Source organism: Erwinia sp. JUb26, from assembly GCF_003751505.1.
GTDB lineage: Bacteria > Pseudomonadota > Gammaproteobacteria > Enterobacterales > Enterobacteriaceae > Erwinia.
The window spans coordinates 23,798-41,219 of sequence record NZ_RJVB01000005.1 but is presented as its reverse complement, the minus strand read 5'-3'; the positions used below and the strand labels follow the sequence as shown (position 1 = coordinate 41,219).

At 57.2% G+C, this 17,422-nt stretch carries 18 protein-coding genes; 14 read left to right on the top strand and 4 right to left on the bottom strand.

Annotated elements, in window-relative coordinates; translation table 11 throughout:
- Positions 1-39 precede the first annotated feature (39 nt).
- From pilM to trpS, 12 genes are all read left to right on the top strand, one after another.
- Positions 40-867: a type IV pilus biogenesis protein PilM gene (gene pilM / locus EC836_RS13875; protein ID WP_123334066.1), complete on the top strand. Its 828-nt coding sequence runs from the start codon at positions 40-42 to the stop codon at positions 865-867.
- Positions 867-1,412: a PilN domain-containing protein gene (locus EC836_RS13870; RefSeq protein ID WP_123334064.1), complete on the top strand. Its 546-nt coding sequence runs from the start codon at positions 867-869 to the stop codon at positions 1,410-1,412. Before pilM ends, EC836_RS13870 begins: the two co-directional genes overlap by 1 nt.
- Positions 1,405-1,902, top strand: coding sequence for a hypothetical protein (locus tag EC836_RS13865; RefSeq protein WP_123334062.1), 498 nt, complete (start codon positions 1,405-1,407; stop codon positions 1,900-1,902). The genes EC836_RS13870 and EC836_RS13865 overlap by 8 nt, the downstream gene beginning before the upstream one ends.
- Entirely contained in the window at positions 1,892-2,245 is a 354-nt protein-coding gene (locus EC836_RS13860) for a HofP DNA utilization family protein (protein ID WP_123334059.1), read from the top strand. Before EC836_RS13865 ends, EC836_RS13860 begins: the two co-directional genes overlap by 11 nt.
- Positions 2,208-3,452: a DNA uptake porin HofQ gene (hofQ, locus tag EC836_RS13855; protein ID WP_123334057.1), complete on the top strand. Its 1,245-nt coding sequence runs from the start codon at positions 2,208-2,210 to the stop codon at positions 3,450-3,452. The genes EC836_RS13860 and hofQ overlap by 38 nt, the downstream gene beginning before the upstream one ends.
- Positions 3,453-3,843: 391 nt before the next feature.
- Entirely contained in the window at positions 3,844-4,365 is a 522-nt protein-coding gene (gene aroK / locus EC836_RS13850; RefSeq protein ID WP_123334055.1) for a shikimate kinase AroK, read from the top strand.
- Positions 4,366-4,418: 53 nt separating this feature from the next.
- Positions 4,419-5,507, top strand: a complete 1,089-nt coding sequence (gene aroB / locus EC836_RS13845; protein ID WP_123334053.1) for a 3-dehydroquinate synthase — start codon at positions 4,419-4,421, stop codon at positions 5,505-5,507.
- 100 nt (positions 5,508-5,607) lie between these two features.
- Entirely contained in the window at positions 5,608-6,609 is a 1,002-nt protein-coding gene (locus tag EC836_RS13840) for an SPOR domain-containing protein (protein WP_123334051.1), read from the top strand.
- A gap of 122 nt (positions 6,610-6,731) precedes the next feature.
- On the top strand, positions 6,732-7,550 hold the full coding sequence (gene dam / locus EC836_RS13835) for an adenine-specific DNA-methyltransferase (RefSeq protein ID WP_123334049.1): 819 nt from the start codon (positions 6,732-6,734) through the stop codon (positions 7,548-7,550).
- Between the two features lie 85 nt (positions 7,551-7,635).
- Positions 7,636-8,322, top strand: a complete 687-nt coding sequence (rpe, locus tag EC836_RS13830) for a ribulose-phosphate 3-epimerase (protein ID WP_123334047.1) — start codon at positions 7,636-7,638, stop codon at positions 8,320-8,322.
- Positions 8,306-8,983 (top strand): phosphoglycolate phosphatase, encoded by a 678-nt coding sequence (locus EC836_RS13825; RefSeq protein WP_123334045.1) that lies wholly within the window; start codon positions 8,306-8,308, stop codon positions 8,981-8,983. The genes rpe and EC836_RS13825 overlap by 17 nt, the downstream gene beginning before the upstream one ends.
- A 16-nt stretch (positions 8,984-8,999) precedes the next feature.
- Positions 9,000-10,001 (top strand): tryptophan--tRNA ligase, encoded by a 1,002-nt coding sequence (gene trpS / locus EC836_RS13820; RefSeq protein WP_123334043.1) that lies wholly within the window; start codon positions 9,000-9,002, stop codon positions 9,999-10,001.
- Between the two features lie 45 nt (positions 10,002-10,046).
- Here the strand turns inward: trpS and cysG are convergent, their stop codons facing one another.
- The 4 genes from cysG to tsgA all read right to left on the bottom strand — a co-directional run bounded on the left by cysG (position 10,047) and on the right by tsgA (position 15,816).
- Positions 10,047-11,408 carry a siroheme synthase CysG gene (gene cysG / locus EC836_RS13815; protein ID WP_123334041.1) on the bottom strand — a complete coding sequence of 454 codons (1,362 nt, stop codon included), beginning with the start codon at positions 11,406-11,408 and terminating at the stop codon, positions 10,047-10,049.
- Between the two features lie 67 nt (positions 11,409-11,475).
- On the bottom strand, positions 11,476-11,823 hold the full coding sequence (nirD, locus tag EC836_RS13810) for a nitrite reductase small subunit NirD (protein ID WP_123334039.1): 348 nt from the start codon (positions 11,821-11,823) through the stop codon (positions 11,476-11,478).
- Entirely contained in the window at positions 11,820-14,354 is a 2,535-nt protein-coding gene (gene nirB, locus EC836_RS13805; RefSeq protein ID WP_123334037.1) for a nitrite reductase large subunit NirB, read from the bottom strand. Before nirB ends, nirD begins: the two co-directional genes overlap by 4 nt.
- A 277-nt stretch (positions 14,355-14,631) precedes the next feature.
- Entirely contained in the window at positions 14,632-15,816 is a 1,185-nt protein-coding gene (gene tsgA / locus EC836_RS13800) for an MFS transporter TsgA (RefSeq protein WP_123334035.1), read from the bottom strand.
- A gap of 275 nt (positions 15,817-16,091) precedes the next feature.
- On the opposite strand from tsgA, the gene ppiA reads away from it, so the two are divergent.
- Entirely contained in the window at positions 16,092-16,664 is a 573-nt protein-coding gene (gene ppiA / locus EC836_RS13795; RefSeq protein ID WP_123334033.1) for a peptidylprolyl isomerase A, read from the top strand.
- A gap of 134 nt (positions 16,665-16,798) precedes the next feature.
- Positions 16,799-17,374: an aminodeoxychorismate synthase component II gene (locus EC836_RS13790; protein WP_123334031.1), complete on the top strand. Its 576-nt coding sequence runs from the start codon at positions 16,799-16,801 to the stop codon at positions 17,372-17,374.
- Positions 17,375-17,422 lie beyond the last annotated feature (48 nt).

The following is a 17,422-nucleotide window of genomic DNA, read 5'->3' as shown; positions in this document are numbered from 1 at the left end:
ATACGTCCTTTTGTAACTGACGATAAGGAGATTTCGTCAATGGCTTTTCAGACATGGCAGGTCGGGTTGGATATTCAAAACGGGCAGCTCTGCGCCATCGGTATCCAGCGCCGCCGCAACGGCTGGCAGCTGCGCCACTGGTGGCAGCATACGTTGCCGCAAGATACGTTAAGAAATGGCCTGGTGCAACGGCCAGAGGTTCTCGTCTCCATTTTGCAGCGCTGGCGCAGGCTGCTGCCTTCGCGCATTGCGCTGCGCGTGGGATACCCGCCCCAGCTGGTGATGCAGCGCCAGCTGAGCCTGCCCACCACTCATCTGCGTGAAGCCGCACAGAGCGACTACATCCGCGCGGCGGCGAAGCGTTTTTTCCCGATTGAACCGCAAGCGCTGGCGCTGGATTTTCGCCTGAGCGACGGAATGGATAACCAGTTGACGCTGACCGCTACCCGGCGGGAAGCACTGCAGGGCTGGCTGGACTGTTTGCAGGAGATTGGCCTGATACCGCAGGTGATGGACCTGACGCCGTCGGCGCTCTCCGTGCTGGCGCGAGCCCTTGCGCTGTCGCCTGACGCGACGCTGGTTCATCGCCTGAGCGATCACTGGCTGTGGTATTCCCCGCAGCACGGTGAACGGCCATGGGGTTGGTGCCCGCTTGACGACGCCGCTGATTTTTCCGCACTGCGTCAGCGGTACCTACCGCCGCAGGGGGCAGTCTGGTACAGCTCCGCACTGGATGATGTACTGCCTGAAGGGGCGACTGCGCTTTCACCTTTTGCCGCTCTGCACTTTCTTCAGCCGCCGCTGCCGGTCTGCGGCGGGGCTTATGCCATTGCCACCGGGCTGGCAATGCGGCCCGAGGATCGCTAATGGTCTGTATTAATCTGATGCCCTGGCGGGCCAGGCGGCAACGGCAGCAGTGGCAGCGGTGGCGGCGGCTGTGCGGACTGATGCTGGCGCTGACGATCTTCGCGATGCAGGGCGGATACTGGCAGCAGCGGCTTAACGATCGGCGGGCGGTACTGCTGAGCTTCTGGCCCGGTGCGCAGCAGGATGCTGCGGCCCTGCACGATCGGACTCTGGCGGCGCAGCAGCGGCTCGACCAGCTGCGGCAGGCACAGCAGAAGCAGCAACTGCAGCAGCAGGATCTTTCCCGGTGGCTGGGTTTTATCCAGCGACTGAGCGCGGAAATACCGCCGGATATCTGGCTGAACGGTCTGAAGAAAGACCGGCAGGGCGTCTCCCTCAAGGGATTCAGCCGCAGCGTGGCTGAGCTTCACCATCTGCGCGACAGGCTGCGTCAGCTGCAGGAAATACCGTCCATAAAGCTGGGGGCGCTTCGCAGCGAGCCGTCTGTCGGGGTGAGTTTCAGCTTGCAGTTGACTCTGGGGAACCAGGAGCAGAGCAATGAGTAATCGCTGGCTGACGAACTGGCTGGCAGCGGATATCCGGCTTCGCATGCTCGGCATTATCGGTGCGGGGGCGCTGATGGCGCTGATAATGTGGCAGTTCTGGCTACGACCGGTGCAGCACACATCACAGCGGCTGGACCGGCAGATGCAGGAACAGTTATCTCGTTATCGGCAGCGGCTTGAGGCGCTGCGCCGCCTGCCGTCGCTTGCCATGCTGGAACAGCAGAGTGCCGAATTGAGTGAGCAGTTCGTGGCGCAGGATGGCCCGCATTTTTCTTTACCGGCTCTGCTGGCGGCCAGCGGCGGTGAGCTTGAACACTGGCAGCCGGACGAGAACGGCGGTGAACTGGCCATAACCCTGCGCTGGCAGCAGTTTACCGACCTTCTTGACTATCTGAAGACCCTGAGACCGGCGGTGAGCATCCCTGCCGTGACGCTAAAGGGGCAATCGCCGTGGCTGCATCTGCTGATCCAACTCAACTATGAAATTTAGCGCGCTGTTTATTTTACTGCTGGCGCTGGATGTTGCTGCGCGGGATCCATTTTCACCTGCCGGAGGCGGGCAGTGTTCCCCGATCGGCGAGTCTGATGCACCCTTACGGCTTCAGGGCATTATCGGGCGGCCGGATCACTATGAGGCCTGGCTTATCGCTTCCTCTGCGCGGCTACACGTCGGCGTTAACGATCGGCCCGTCGGGACGGGGTGGCGGGTGATGCAGATTGATATGCAGGGCATCACCCTGGAGGATGAGCAGGGCTGCAGGCCACCGCTCAGGCTGACACTTAAAGGAGAACGTCGTGTTAAGGAAAATAGCGCTGGTTCTGATTCTGATTAGCGGTCTGTGCAAAGGCGCCGCGCCGATCTCACTGGCGTTTGAAGACGCGCCGATAGGCCAGATTTTACAGGCGCTGGCAGAGTATCAGCAGTTGAATCTGATGGTCGCGCCCGAGGTAAACGGTTCGCTGACGCTGCGGCTGTATGAAGTCCCGTGGCAGCAGGCGCTGGAGCTGGTGATGAAAATGGGCAGGCTCAGCATAGAGCGGGAAGGCAATGTGATGCTGGTGTTCCCGCAGGAGCGGGAGCAGGAGAAACAGCAGCGCGTCGAGGCGGAACGTGAAGCGGCAGAACTGAACAGCCCCCTGCATACCCAGACGGTTATCTTCCAATACGCCGACGCTGCAGCGTTAAATACCAGCCTGCAGAATGAGCGCAGCCGGCTGATGACGGCACGCGGCAGCGTGACGTTAGATACCCGCACCAACGCGCTTTTGCTCCGTGATACCCGAAAGGCACTGGATCAAACGGTCCGCTGGCTGCAGCAGCTGGATGTGCCGCTGGAGCAGGTTGAAATCGCCGCCCAGATTGTCACCATTAGCGAGGAGAACCTGCGTGAGCTGGGCGTCAACTGGGCGCTGAGCGGTGAAGAACAGGTTGCGGATGCGCTGCGCGCCAGCCAGCTGCGCGTGGATCTTGGCGTAGCGCGGCCCGCAGGCATGCTGGGGCTGACCCTGGCGAAGCTGGACGGTCGGCTGCTGGATCTGGAGCTAAGCGCGCTGGAACGCGAACATCAGGCGGATATTATCGCCAGCCCGCGGCTGTTCACCTCCCACCAGCAAACGGCCAGCATCAAGCAGGGAACCGAGATCCCCTATGAGGTGGCAACCGGCAATAGCGGTTCAACGACCATGGAGTTTAAAGAGGCGGTGCTCGGCATGGAAGTCACGCCGGTCGTGCAGGGCAATGGCCGGATTCTACTGAAGCTGCATATCAGCCAGAATGTGCCGGGCCGCACGATGCGCAGTGGCGAGAACGAAGTGCTGACCATTGATAAACAGGAGATAGACACGCAGGTTGCGCTAAAAGACGGGCAGACGCTGGCGCTGGGCGGGATATTCCAACAGCAGAGTGCCACCGGGCAAACTCGCGTTCCGCTACTGGGAGAAATACCGCTGCTGGGTGGGCTGTTTCGTCACAGCGTGCGGGAGCAAAAAAGACGAGAATTAGTGATTTTCATCACACCTCGACTGATTCGCAGTGAATAAGGTTTTTCTGCGACAAAATACATGACCTGTATGTTTTTTCCTGAATTGGTTACGGTTGCGTTTGACGCAAGGGCTGAATTAGCTTACAAGGTTTAGCGATTTTGAATATCAGGCCAGTGGCCTTAAGTAGTGAATGCATTTTAACCGTTTTTTATCGCGCGCAAACGGCGTAGCCGATGCAACCATATCCGGCTGATAAATGAAGCGGACTGAAACGTGCCAGATTACTGGGTGCAATGAGCAAGGTAAATTTAATCGGTTGCCAAAACCCCTTCAGTGTTGAGATAATTTTTCGTCTGACTCTCGCACTTTAGCTCATGAGGTTTCAGTTCATGTCCTGTCTGGTTTAGGCGGGGTATCATCCACGAATTGTCTTAGTAATACCGAAAAAATGGCAGAGAAACGCAATATCTTTCTGGTTGGGCCTATGGGTGCCGGCAAAAGCACTATTGGGCGTCAGTTAGCTCAGCAACTCAATATGGAATTTTTCGATTCCGATCAAGAAATTGAGCGACGTACCGGAGCGGATGTGGGCTGGGTTTTCGACGTCGAAGGCGAAGAAGGCTTCCGCGATCGCGAAGAAAAAATCATTAATGAACTCACTGAAAAGCAGGGCATTGTGCTGGCGACAGGTGGCGGTTCCGTCATATCTCGCGAAACGCGCAATCGTCTTTCTGCTCGTGGTGTAGTCGTTTATCTTGAAACCACCATCGAGAAACAGCTGGCACGTACACAGCGCGACAAAAAGCGTCCGCTGCTGCAGGTTGATTCTCCTCCACGTGAAGTACTGGAAGCATTAGCTGGCGAACGCAATCCCATGTACGAAGAGATTGCCGACGTGACGATCCGCACTGACGATCAGAGTGCGAAAGTGGTGGCTAACCAAATTATCAACATGTTGGAAAAGAGCTGATTAATGCTCTGATTGTTCGCCTGCGGGCAAAGCAGAAAAGGTGATACAGCGTCATGGAGAGGATTACCGTTACTCTTGGGGAACGTAGCTACCCCATCACTATCGCCGCCGGATTGTTTGCAGATCCGGCTTCTTTTTGGCCGCTCAAGGCTGGCGATATGGCCATGCTGGTGACAAACCAAACGCTGGCCCCTCTTTACCTTGATGCAATGCGCGAGCGCCTTGAAAAGGCGGGTGTGATTGTCGATTGGGTGATCCTGCCTGACGGCGAACAGTTTAAAAGCCTGGCCGTAATGGACCAGGTCTTTACCGCTTTGCTGGAAAAACCTCATGGCCGCGACACCACCCTGATTGCCTTGGGTGGCGGCGTCATTGGCGATCTGACCGGATTTGCCGCAGCCAGCTATCAGCGCGGCGTGCGTTTTATCCAGGTCCCCACCACACTGCTTGCGCAGGTGGACTCTTCCGTTGGCGGTAAAACCGCCGTTAACCATCCGCTGGGCAAGAATATGATTGGGGCGTTTTACCAGCCTGCATCAGTGGTGGTTGATCTGGACTGCCTGAAGACGCTGCCTGCGCGTGAGCTCTCTTCCGGGCTGGCGGAAGTGATTAAATACGGCATCATTCTCGACGGTGAGTTCTTCAGCTGGCTGGAAGAAAATCTGGATGCGTTACTGGCACTGGATGGCAGCGCGATGGCGTACTGCATTCGCCGCTGCTGCGAGCTGAAGGCCGACGTGGTCGCCGCCGATGAGCATGAACACGGTCTGCGGGCGCTGCTGAATTTAGGTCATACCTACGGTCACGCGATTGAAGCCCATATGGGTTACGGCAACTGGCTGCACGGTGAAGCGGTTGCCGCCGGAATGGTGATGGCGGCACGAAATGCCGAGCGTCTTGGCCAGTTCAATCCGGCGGATACCGATCGTATTATCGCGTTGTTACAGCGCGCCGGGCTGCCGGTAAATGGCCCTGAAAGTATGGCCGCTGAAGACTATCTGCCGCATATGATGCGTGACAAGAAGGTGCTGGCAGGCAAGCTACGTCTGGTACTGCCGCTGGCAATCGGTAAAGCCGAAGTGCGTAGCGGAGTGCCGCATGATATGGTGTTGGCATCAATTCAGGATTGCCAAAAGCCTTGACTCGTAATGTTATTATCAGGTCAGCCTGATGGCTGCTATTCTGAAGTTATCGCCCTTCAAAGGAAGTGAACGGCGTAACCGCTCTATGGGAGGAGGCTAAATGGACGAGTTTAAACCGGAAGACGAGTTGAAACCTGACACCAGTGACCGCCGACCGCCGCGGTCGCGCAAAACGTCTTCACTACCGAAAGTACCGGTTTCACGCCAGCATATGATGATGGGCGTTGGCATTCTGGTGCTGCTGCTATTGGTACTGGGCATTGGTTCAGCCCTGAAATCTCCGGACAGCGCGGGCGGCAAGACTGCGCAGCAGCCTGCCTCCGGTGGAAATGCCGGCGGTGAGAAGAATATCGATCTTTCCGGTACGTCTTCCATGAGTGGGCAGAATGCCGGTCAGCCGTCTTCCGAAGGGCAGCCGGCTTCCGCGGGTCAAGCGTCTTCTCCGCAGGAGCTCAGTGCTCCGCAGATCTCATCAACGCCGACTGAAGCCGCGGCGGTACCGACTCCGCAGAATCAGCAGCGGGTTGAGCTGCCGGGCGATCTGAACAACGCGTTGAACAATCAGCAGGGCCAGGTCGATGCGGCTTCTCAGGCCGGAATGGGCTCGTCCTCGTTGCCAACCGGACCGGCTACCGTAGGTGGATCCGGCAGCAAACCTGCCGCCACCACCAAAACGGCGAGTGTTCCGCATCAAAGTGCCGTACCGCAGAATAAACCTGCCGCCGCACACAAACCTGTCGCCAGCAGGCCGGTGGTGAAAGAGAATAAACCGGCTGCGACCGCAAGCCACAGCGCCGCACCGCGTGCTCAGGCGCCGTCCAGCGTTGCCAGTACGGCTAAACCCGGCGGCAACTATACGCTGCAGCTGAGCAGCGCCTCGCGCTCTGACACGCTCAACGCGTGGGCCAGAAAACAAAACCTGAGTGGCTACCACGTCTATCAGACAACACGTAACGGACAGCCCTGGTATGTGCTGGTTAGCGGTTCGTACAACACCTCCGCTGATGCGAAACGTGCCGTGGCTTCGCTGCCCGCTGAAGTCCGTGCTCAGAATCCCTGGGTGAAACCGGTGAGCCAGGTCAAAAAAGAAGCAGGAAATTAATCCCGTGCCGGGGCAACCCGGCCTTTCATGAAGTGTGAGTGTGTGACGACACGCAGACCTTTCAAAGCGCAGATATGCTGTCGGTGTAGCCACAGCCTGATGAGTAAAAAAATAACGACGGCATGAAAAAAAATCGCGCTTTTCTTAAGTGGGCAGGCGGCAAGTATCCATTGCTTGACGATATTAGAAGCCATCTGCCAGAAGGTGATTGCCTGATCGAACCGTTTGTCGGTGCCGGATCGGTATTCCTTAACACCCAGTATCCACGCTATATCCTTGCTGATATCAACAGCGATCTGATCAACCTGTACAATATCGTCAAGGAACGTCCTCAGACTTTTGTCGAAGATGTGCGTAAGCTGTTTACCACGGAGTCAAATGACTCCGTCGTCTACTACGCCAGACGGCAGGAGTTCAATCTCAGCCAGGATCCGTATCGCCGGGCGATGCTGTTCCTCTATCTGAACCGCCACTGCTACAACGGCCTGTGCCGCTATAACCTGCGCGGCGAGTTTAACGTCCCGTTTGGCCGCTACCGGAAGCCTTACTTCCCTGAAGGCGAACTGTACTGGTTCGCCGAACGTGCACAGAATGCGACCTTTGTTTGCGAATCGTATGATGTTACCCTGGCTAAGGCAAAGACGGGATCGGTGGTCTATTGCGATCCGCCTTATGCCCCCCTGTCGGCTACCGCTAAGTTTACGGCTTATCACACCAACAGCTTCAGCATGCGCGAGCAGCAGCACCTTGCCGAGCTGGCTTCCGCGCTGTCGCAGGACAGCAATATTACGGTGCTGATTTCTAACCACGATACGCCGCAGACGCGGGACTGGTATCAGGGTGCTGTGCTGCATGAGATTGAAGTGCGCCGCTCGATTAGTCGCAGTGGCAACACGCGAAGTAAAGTGAGTGAATTACTGGCGCTGTATGCTGGCCGGTGAACAACAATGATCTGACCCTTTGGCCCGCGCAGCAGTCGCATTGGCTGCTGTTATCGCCGCCGGGGGTTTAGCCTGGGAGAAACGGATGAAACAGTTTTTAATCGCCCCATCAATCCTTGCCGCAGATTTTGCCCGACTGGGTGAAGATACGGCGAAGGCGCTGGCTGCCGGTGGTGATGTGATACATTTCGATGTGATGGATAATCATTACGTTCCCAACCTGACGATGGGGCCGATGGTGTTAAAAGCCCTGCGCGATTATGGTGTTACGGCACCGATCGATGTACATCTGATGGCTAAACCTGTCGATCGTCTGATCCCTGATTTTGCTAAAGCAGGTGCCAGCTATATCACCTTCCACCCTGAAGCCTCCGAACACGTCGACCGCACGCTGCAGCTGATTAAAGAGCACGGCTGTAAAGCCGGCCTGGTGCTGAATCCGGCCACGCCGCTGAGCATTCTTGAGTACGTGATGGATAAGCTGGACATCATTCTGCTGATGTCGGTGAACCCGGGCTTCGGCGGCCAGTCGTTTATCCCCGGCACCCTGAACAAACTGCGTGAGGTGCGTAAGCTGATTGACCAGAGCGGTTACGATATCCGCCTGGAAGTTGATGGCGGCGTGAAGGTCGATAACATCGGTGAAATCGCGGCGGCCGGTGCCGATATGTTCGTGGCCGGTTCGGCGATTTTTGGTCATCCCGATTACAAAAAAGTGATCGACGATATGCGCACTGAACTGGAAAAATCCCGCCATGGCTCATTTCACTGATATCCGCGCACTGGCCTTCGATCTTGACGGTACTCTGGTGGACAGCGCACCGGGGCTGGCGAGCGCGGTCGATGCCGCTTTAACCGAGCTACAGCTGCCCGCAGCCGGGATAGAGCGTGTTTCTACCTGGATCGGCAACGGTGCCGACATTCTTATCGAACGCGCCCTGAGCTGGGCGCAGGGCCATGCGCCTCGGGAAGAAGCCCTGCGTGAAGCGCGTATTCTGTTTGATAAGCACTATGCCGACACCGTAGAAAGCGGCAGCCTGCTGTATCCGGATGTGCAGGAGACGCTGGCGAAGCTGGCAGCGCAGCAGCTGCCGATGGCGATCGTCACCAATAAACCGACGCCGTTTGTTGCGCCGCTGCTGGAATCCTTAGGGATTGCGGACTATTTCTCGCTGGTTATCGGCGGGGATGATGTTGCCGCGAAGAAGCCGCATCCCGCGCCGCTGTTTATGGTGTTAGGAAAATTTGGTCTTCTGCCGGGTGAGTTGCTGTTTGTCGGTGACTCGCGCAATGATATTCTGGCGGCACAGGCGGCAGGATGTCCCTGTATCGGCATGAATTATGGCTATAACTACGGTGAGCCCGTGGCCACCAGTCAGCCTGACATCACGCTCGATCACTTTAACGATTTAATGCCCGCGCTAGGGCTGTAATTATCAGGACGGAAACATGAAACCCATTGTATTTAGCGGCGCACAGCCTTCAGGTGAACTGACCATCGGTAACTATATGGGAGCGCTGCGTCAGTGGGTACAGATGCAGGATGACTATCACTGTGTTTACTGCATCGTCGATCTGCACGCGATTACCGTGCGACAGGACCCGGTTGCGCTGCGTAAGGCCACGTTGGATACGCTGGCACTGTACCTTGCCTGCGGCATCGATCCGCAGAAAAGTACCATTTTCGTGCAGTCTCATGTGCCGGAGCACGCTCAGCTGGGCTGGATCCTCAACTGCTACACCTACTTTGGTGAGCTGAGCCGCATGACGCAGTTCAAGGACAAGTCCGCGCGTTACGAAGAGAACATTAACGCCGGGCTGTTTGATTATCCGGTGTTGATGGCGGCAGACATTCTGCTGTATCAGACCCATCAGGTGCCGGTAGGTGAAGATCAGAAGCAGCATCTGGAACTGAGCCGCGACGTTGCCGCACGCTTTAACGCCATCTACGGCGACATCTTCAAGGTTCCTGAGCCGTTTATTCCGAAATCCGGCGCGCGCGTGATGTCGCTGCTGGAACCGACCAAGAAAATGTCCAAATCTGATGACAACCGCAATAACGTTATCGGCCTGCTGGAAGATCCGAAGTCGGTGGTGAAGAAAATTAAGCGTGCAATGACTGACGGCGATGAGCCACCTGTCGTTCGCTATGACGTGAAAAACAAGCCGGGCGTGTCTAACCTGCTGGATATCCTCGCCGGCGTTACCGGTAAGTCGGTATCCGATCTGGAAAAAGAGTTCGACGGCCAGATGTATGGTCACCTGAAAGGTGCCGTGGCGGATGCGGTATCCGGCATGCTGAGCGAGCTGCAGGAGCGCTATCATCGTTATCGCAATGATGAAGCCTTCCTCGATCAGATTATGCGTGACGGCGCGGCGAAAGCCCGTGCCCAGGCGCAGGAAACCCTGAAAAAGGTTTACGCTGCCGTCGGTTTCGTCGCCCAGCCGTAATCCCGAATGCAGAGCGGGTGGCTTCAGGCCACCCGCTCTGGCTTATCAGAACCAGCTTAGCTGCTCGCGCAGCGCCACCACCTCTCCAATAATAATCAGCGCCGGGCTTTCTACTTCCCCAGCCAGTTCTGCCAGCTGAGCCAGCGATCCCGTGACCACCCGCTGACGCGTTGAGGTGCCGTTTTCCACCAGTGCGACCGGCATCTCCGGTGACATACCGTGTTTAATCAGCTGCCGACGGATTTCCGCCGCCTGACCCAGCCCCATGTAAAACACCAGCGTTTGACGTTCCGCAGCCAGATGCTGCCACTCCAGTTCACCGTTTTGCTGCAGGTGACCGGTGACCAGCCGCACGCTCTGCGCGTAGTCACGATGGGTCAGCGGAATGCCGCTGTAGGCCGAACAGCCGGATGCGGCGGTAATGCCCGGCACCACGGAGAAGGGGATGTCCGCGCCCTGTAACGCTTCCAGCTCTTCCGCACCGCGACCAAAGATAAACGGGTCGCCGCCCTTCAGACGCACCACCCGCTTGCCGCTCTGCGCCTGCTGGAGCAGGATCTGATTAATTTCGTGCTGGGGAACGCAGTGGTGCCCCGCGCGCTTACCGACAAAGATGCGCTCGGCATCGCGGCGAGCCAGGGCCAGTACCTCATCGGACACCAGCCGATCGTAAACCACCACGTCGGCCTGCTGGATCTGCTGAAGCCCCTTCAGCGTCAGCAGCCCGGCGTCGCCCGGCCCGGCACCCACCAGCACCACTTCGCCTCGCTGCTCCAGCGGTTCACCGAATAGCTGCTCGCTCAGCCGCTCGACCTGCTGGCTGTCACCGTTGGCCAGCGACTGCGCCAGCCGCTGATGATTGAACAGTTTTTCCCAGAACCGACGGCGCTGCCCGCTGCTGAACTGCTGTTTTACCCGCTGCCGCTGGGCACCGCCCCAGGCCGCCAGGCGGCCAAGGTGCAGCGGCAGCAGGGCCTCCAGCTTTTCACGCAGCATCCGCGCCATCACCGGCGCATTACCGCCGGAGGAAACGGCGATCATCAGCGGAGAGCGATCGATAATCGACGGCATAATACAGCTGGCGCTCTGCGGGGCATCGACCACGTTGCAGAACATCCGCCGCGCGTCGGCGCTCTGGCTGACCCGCTGATTGAGCGCCTCGTCGTCGGTGGCGGCAATCACCAGCCAGCAGTCATCCAGCAGCTCAGGGCTGAACGCGGTGCCGATCAGTGTGGCCTGGCCTGCCTGCTGCCAGAGCAGGAACTGTGGGGAAAACTCGCGGGCGCAGACGCGCAGGCTGGCACCGCTCGCCAGCAGCAGGTGGGCCTTGCGTTCGGCGACGTCGCCACCACCGACCAGCAGACAGGGCTTGTCACGAAGCTGACAGAACAGAGGAAGAAAATCCATAAAGACTCACAAAAGGAAAAGGCAGGATAGCCGTACGCGGAAGTGCGCACGGCCGGTCAACGCGGTGTCAGGCGGCGGTGGCCTCCGCTGCGAGGTTTATCTCAATCATGCCGTGGCTGATTCGGGCCGGATAGCTCGGGATGGAGTGATTTTCATCTTCCATACACAGGCCATCGCGCAGGCGGAAACGCTGTTTTTTCAGCGGGCTGGCGACCCACAGCTCCTGCTGATGCTCGGCGATAATGCCGCGCGACAGCACGCTGGCGTGTGCGAAGGGATCGATGTTGCTTAACGCAAAGACCTGTTCATCTTCACCCGGGCGGAAAATAGCAATCTGCTGGCTGCCAACCAGTGCGCAAACGCCGGTCGCGGGCAGAATACGGGTCAACGGGCAAATCTCCTGCCACTGGCTCATACATTTTCCTCCAGTTGGATAATTTCAATGCGTTCCTGCACGCGCGCCGGACGGTGCTGTTCACGCGCGGGTACCATCTGTACCAGTGGATCGCGCACGCTGCTGTTAACGAAGTGGGCAAAGCGGGCACGCTGCTGTGCATCGTTGACGGTTTCACTCCACTCGCAGACCACCTGCGCGCGCAGGCGGGTGATTTCTTCTTCCAGCTGCGGGTTGATGCCCAGTTTGTCGTTAATCACCACCTGGCGCAGATAGTCGATTCCGCCCTCCAGATTATCCAGCCATACCGAGGTGCGCTGCAGCTTATCGGCGGTGCGGATATAGAACATCATGAAGCGGTCCAGATAGCGCATCAGCGTTTCGCGGTCGAGATCGGCGGCCAGCAGGTCTGCGTGGCGAGGCTTCATCCCGCCGTTGCCGCAGACGTAGAGGTTCCAGCCTTTTTCAGTGGCGATAATCCCCACGTCTTTGCCCTGCGCTTCGGCACACTCGCGGGTGCAGCCGGACACGCCGAACTTCATTTTGTGCGGTGTGCGGATGCCCTTGTAGTGGTTTTCCAGCTCGACGCCGAAGCCCAGGCTGTCGCCAACGCCGAACCGACACCAGGTGCTGCCGACGCAGGTTTTCGCCATGCGCAGCGCTTTGGCGTAGGCGTGGCCGGTTTCAAATCCGGCGGCAATCAGCTGTTCCCAGATGGCAGGCAGATCGTCCTGCTGCGCCCCGAACAGGCCAATACGCTGCGAGCCGGTGATTTTTGTGTAGAGGTTGTACTGACGGGCAACGTTGCCGATTGCCATCAACCCCTCTGGCGTGATCTCACCGCCTGCGGAGCGCGGGATCACTGAGTAAGTGCCGTCCTTCTGGATATTGCCGAGGAACAGATCGTTGCTGTCCTGCAGCGGCGTGTGTTCCGGCTTCAGCACATAATCATTCCAGCAGGAGGCCAGCAGCGATCCCACCGTTGGCTTACACACTTCGCAGCCGTAGCCCTTGCCGTATTTGTTAATCAGCTGAGTAAACGTCCGAATGTTATTCACGCGGATCAGGTGATACAGCTCCTGGCGCGACCACGGAAAGTGCTCGCACAGGTGATGGTTCACTTCGATGCCCTGACGGCTCAGTTCGACATTCAGCACCTGGGTAACCAGCGGGATACAGCCACCGCAGCCGGTTCCGGCTTTGGTTTCCGACTTCAGCGCGGCCACGCTGTGGCAGCCATTTTGCACCGCCTGCACGATCGTGCCTTTGGTCACGTCAAAGCAGGAGCAGATCTGTGCGCTGTCCGGCAGCGATTCAACGCCAATCGCCGGTTTTGCCCCGGCATGTTCAGGCAGGATCAGCGCATCCGGGTTAGCAGGCAGTTCGATGGCGTTGAGCGCCAGCTGCAGCAGATTACCGTAGTCGCTGGTGTCGCCGACCAGCACCGCACCCAGCAGGGTTTTGTTATCCGCGCTGACGATCAGGCGTTTATAGACCTCTTTGTTCTCGTCGAGATACACGTAGCTGCGCGCACCGGGCGTCCGTCCGTGGGCATCGCCGATGCCGCCGACGTCCACACCCAGCAGCTTGAGCTTGGCGCTCATGTCCGCGCCGGCGAAGTGGCTGCTGCCGCCTAGCAGATGGTCGGCGGCAATTTGCGCCATCTTATAGCCCGGTGCCACCAGGCCATACACATGTTCCCGCCACGACGCACACTCACCGATGGCGTAGATATCCGCATCGCTGGTCTGGCAGCTGTCGTTAATCACTATGCCGCCGCGCGCACCGGTGGCCAGATTACACTGTCTTGCCAGCGCATCCTGCGGACGAATACCGGTGGAGAACACGATAAAATCGACCTCAAGCTGGCTTTCATCGGCAAACTGCAGGGTTTTACCTCTGGGGACGTGGTGCACAATCTGCCGGGTATTTTTCCCGGTATGCACCTGCACGCCGATGCTCTCAATTTTTCTTCTCAGCTGTTCACCGCCCATGCGATCGAGCTGTTCAGCCATCAGCACCGGAGCAAATTCAATCACGTGGGTTTCAATGCCGAGGTTTTTCAGTGCACCGGCGGCTTCCAGCCCCAGCAGACCACCGCCGACGACCGCGCCGCGTTTGCTACGGCGTGCGCAGGCTTCAATGCCGTTGAGATCTTCAATGGTGCGGTAAACGAAACAGTCAGCGCCCTCTGCGCCGGGGATGGGTGGCACCCAGGGACGAGAGCCGGTGGCCAGCACCAGCTTGTCGTACGGCACCAGGCGGCCGCTGTTGGCGTGGATCACTTTCTCTTCGCGATTGATCAGGATCGCACGTTCACCGATGAGGATATTAATGCCGTGCTTCTGGTAATAGCCTTCCCGCACCAGCGACAGCTCTTCGGCCGTGTGATGAGAGAAATAGGCGGAAAGGTGGACCCTGTCGTAGGCCACGCGGGGTTCTTCGCAAAAGACAGTGATCTCAAACTGTCCGGGCTGCGACTTTTCCACCAGTTCTTCGATCAGGCGGTGGCCGACCATACCGTTGCCAATGATGGCGAGTTTGATACTCATGCTTTGCCTCATTAATAAGATTCTGGTCGTACGATAACCGCTCGGATAGCGCGGTTATTGATGTGTATCAATCCCCCCCGGCAAATACCCATTAGTGAGTACGCCTAAGAAAAAACGTTAGCTGAGTAACATTATGAAATCATAGCTTTTATGATTTTTGGTCAGAGAGGAAAGCGGACAGGGCAGCGAAGGGGATTAACAGCGGATTTACCGGCGAAACAGATAAAAAAAAGCCGGTGCAGAAACACCGGCTTGGTAGCGGCTTAGCCATCGCTCATTAATGCGAATTCATATGGCCATGCAGCTTGTGCTTGCTGACGAAGCCCAGCAGCAGACACATCACAAACACCACCGCGTACAGGCCGTTGGCCGTTGCCAGCGCCGCGTGCGCGCCGCCTTTTTCCACGATAGGGCCGGTCACCACGAAGGTCAGCATGGTGCCTACGGTGCCGCAGGTCAGGATGAAGTTCACCAGCTTTGGCGAGGACACTTTGGTCTGTAGTGAACCCAGGGTGATGATGGTGGTGTAGATAGCGCTGGAGAAGAAGCCCAGGCTAAGCATGATCCACTTCAGCATTGATGCGTCGGTGGTGGTGATAAACCAGTACATCAGCGCGGTCGCCAGCAGTGCCAGCAGGGTGACGATGCGCTGCGGATCGAAGAAGCGCAGGATGGCGCTGAACGCCCACATACCCACCATATAGGCGGTCCAGAAGTTACCCACCAGGCTACCGGCCTGGCCGATATCCATGCCCATGCTTTTGGTTGCGTACTGTGGCACCCAGCCGATAAAGCCCAGCTGGCCGAGGATATAGCACAGTGCGGCCACCGCCAGGAAGCCCACGCCAACGCCCCATTTTTCTTTTTTTACCGGCTCGCCGCTGGTGGTTTTTTTGCCCAGCACCGGGAATTCAAAGCACAGGGCCAGAACAAAGATCGCCACGTAGATCACGCCGATGCAAACGTAAACCCAGTACCACGGCAGCGCGCGCGCCAGCAGGGCGGCAGCGATAATCGGGAAGATGGTCCCGGCCATACTGAAGAAGGAGTCGGTAAACAGCAGGCGCGAACCGCGCTGGCGTCCTTCATAAAGATGGGTGATCAGGAAGGTACCGATCGACATGGTAATGCCGCTCACCACGCCCAGCACAAACATGCAGAGTGAGAAGACGCTCAGGCTGTGGCTGGTCATCAGTCCCAGTACCGCCAGCACCATCAGCACGAAGCCGAAAATCAGCTGGCGCTTCAGCGGCACGATTTCCATCAGCCAGGCGTTGAGGAAGACGGCCAGCAGGATCCCGGCATTAAGGAATGTGAAGGTGTTGCTCATCTGAGCGACGGGGAGCTGGAAGTACTCTGCTATATTCTCCAGTACCATACCGGTGACGATAACCACTGCACCGGTCAACGCATAAGAGAAGTAGCTGATCCAGGTAAGTCCGAGTCTATCGCGATTTGTCATAGTCGAAACCTGTCAGGAAGGAAGTTTCTCAGGCGAGGTACCTGAGATATACCCGAGGAGTTTAACCATATTCGTGATCTGCATGAATATTTAATGAAATAATAATTATCTAATTTCATTGTTAGTGTGATTTTTGTCACATTTATTCATCGGTCAGTCATTTTCAAGGCAATGTCCTGCTGCGTAAATAAAGGTAAAACGCTGGCGCGTTGGTAAGTGCCTATTTACAATCAGCGTTGCATTTATGGCTTATTGCCCTCAGTAAGGAATATTTCATGTTGAAACGTACTTTGACCGCGGTGGCGGCAGTTCTCGCACTGTCATCGATTTCTGCTACTGCATTCGCCGCGAAAGGGGATACACATGTACTGCTGACCACTTCAGCAGGCAGCATTGAGCTGGAATTGAATAATCAGAAAGCCCCAGTTTCGGTAAAAAACTTTGTTGATTACGTCAACAGCGGTTTTTACAACAACACCACATTCCATCGGGTGATCCCGGGCTTTATGCTGCAAGGCGGTGGCTTCACCACCGATATGCAGCAGAAGCAGCCTAACGCACCGATCAAAAACGAAGCGGATAACGGTCTGCTGAACAAACGCGGCACCATCTCTATGGCGCGTACTGCGGAAAAAGACAGCGCAACCAGCCAGTTCTTTATTAACGTTGCGGATAACGCCTTCCTTGACCACGGCCAGCGGGACTTTGGCTACGCGGTGTTCGGTAAAATTGTGAAAGGCATGGATGTTGCCGACAAGATTGCTCAGGTGCCTACCCAGAATGTGGGCCCTTACCAGAATGTTCCGGTGACGCCGGTGGTGATCCTCTCCGCCAAAATCCTGCCTTAAGCTCTTGTATGATGCCTGAATCGGACTGTAAAGCCGGTTCAGGTTTCTGCTTCTTCATCCGCACAGCAATAGAGATAAGCGAAACGGCGTAAAATCCGTAAAATAGCGGCGTAAATCGTTTACCGGAATTCGCCATGCTGCTGCTTATCGACAACTATGACTCCTTCACCTGGAACCTCTACCAGTATTTTTCTGAACTGGGCGCAGAGGTCATCGTTCATCGTAACGACGATATTACGCTGGCGGAAATCGCCGCGCTGGCTCCTCAGCATCTGGTGATCTCGCCCGGTCCGTGCACGCCCAACGAGGCGGGGATCTCGCTTGAGGCGATTCGTCATTTTGCTGGCAAGCTGCCGGTGCTGGGCGTTTGCCTGGGGCATCAGGCAATCGCGCAGGCGTTTGGTGCCCGGGTAGTTCGTGCCCGGCAGGTGATGCACGGCAAAACGTCGGCCATTGAGCATAACGACGGCGGCGTTTTCGCCGGGCTGAATCATCCGTTGACCGTCACCCGCTACCATTCGCTGATCGTGGAGACGGGAACGCTACCGGACGAGTTTGAGCTGACCGCCTGGACGCTGCGCGACGGCCAGCCCGATGAAATTATGGGCTTCCGCCACCGCACGCTGCCGCTGGAAGGCGTGCAGTTCCACCCGGAAAGCATCCTGAGCGAGCAGGGGCATCAGCTGCTGGAAAATTTCCTGCGCTACTGAGTTAGTGTTTGCCTTTTTTTGATTTTTTATGCATATTTCATGACTATA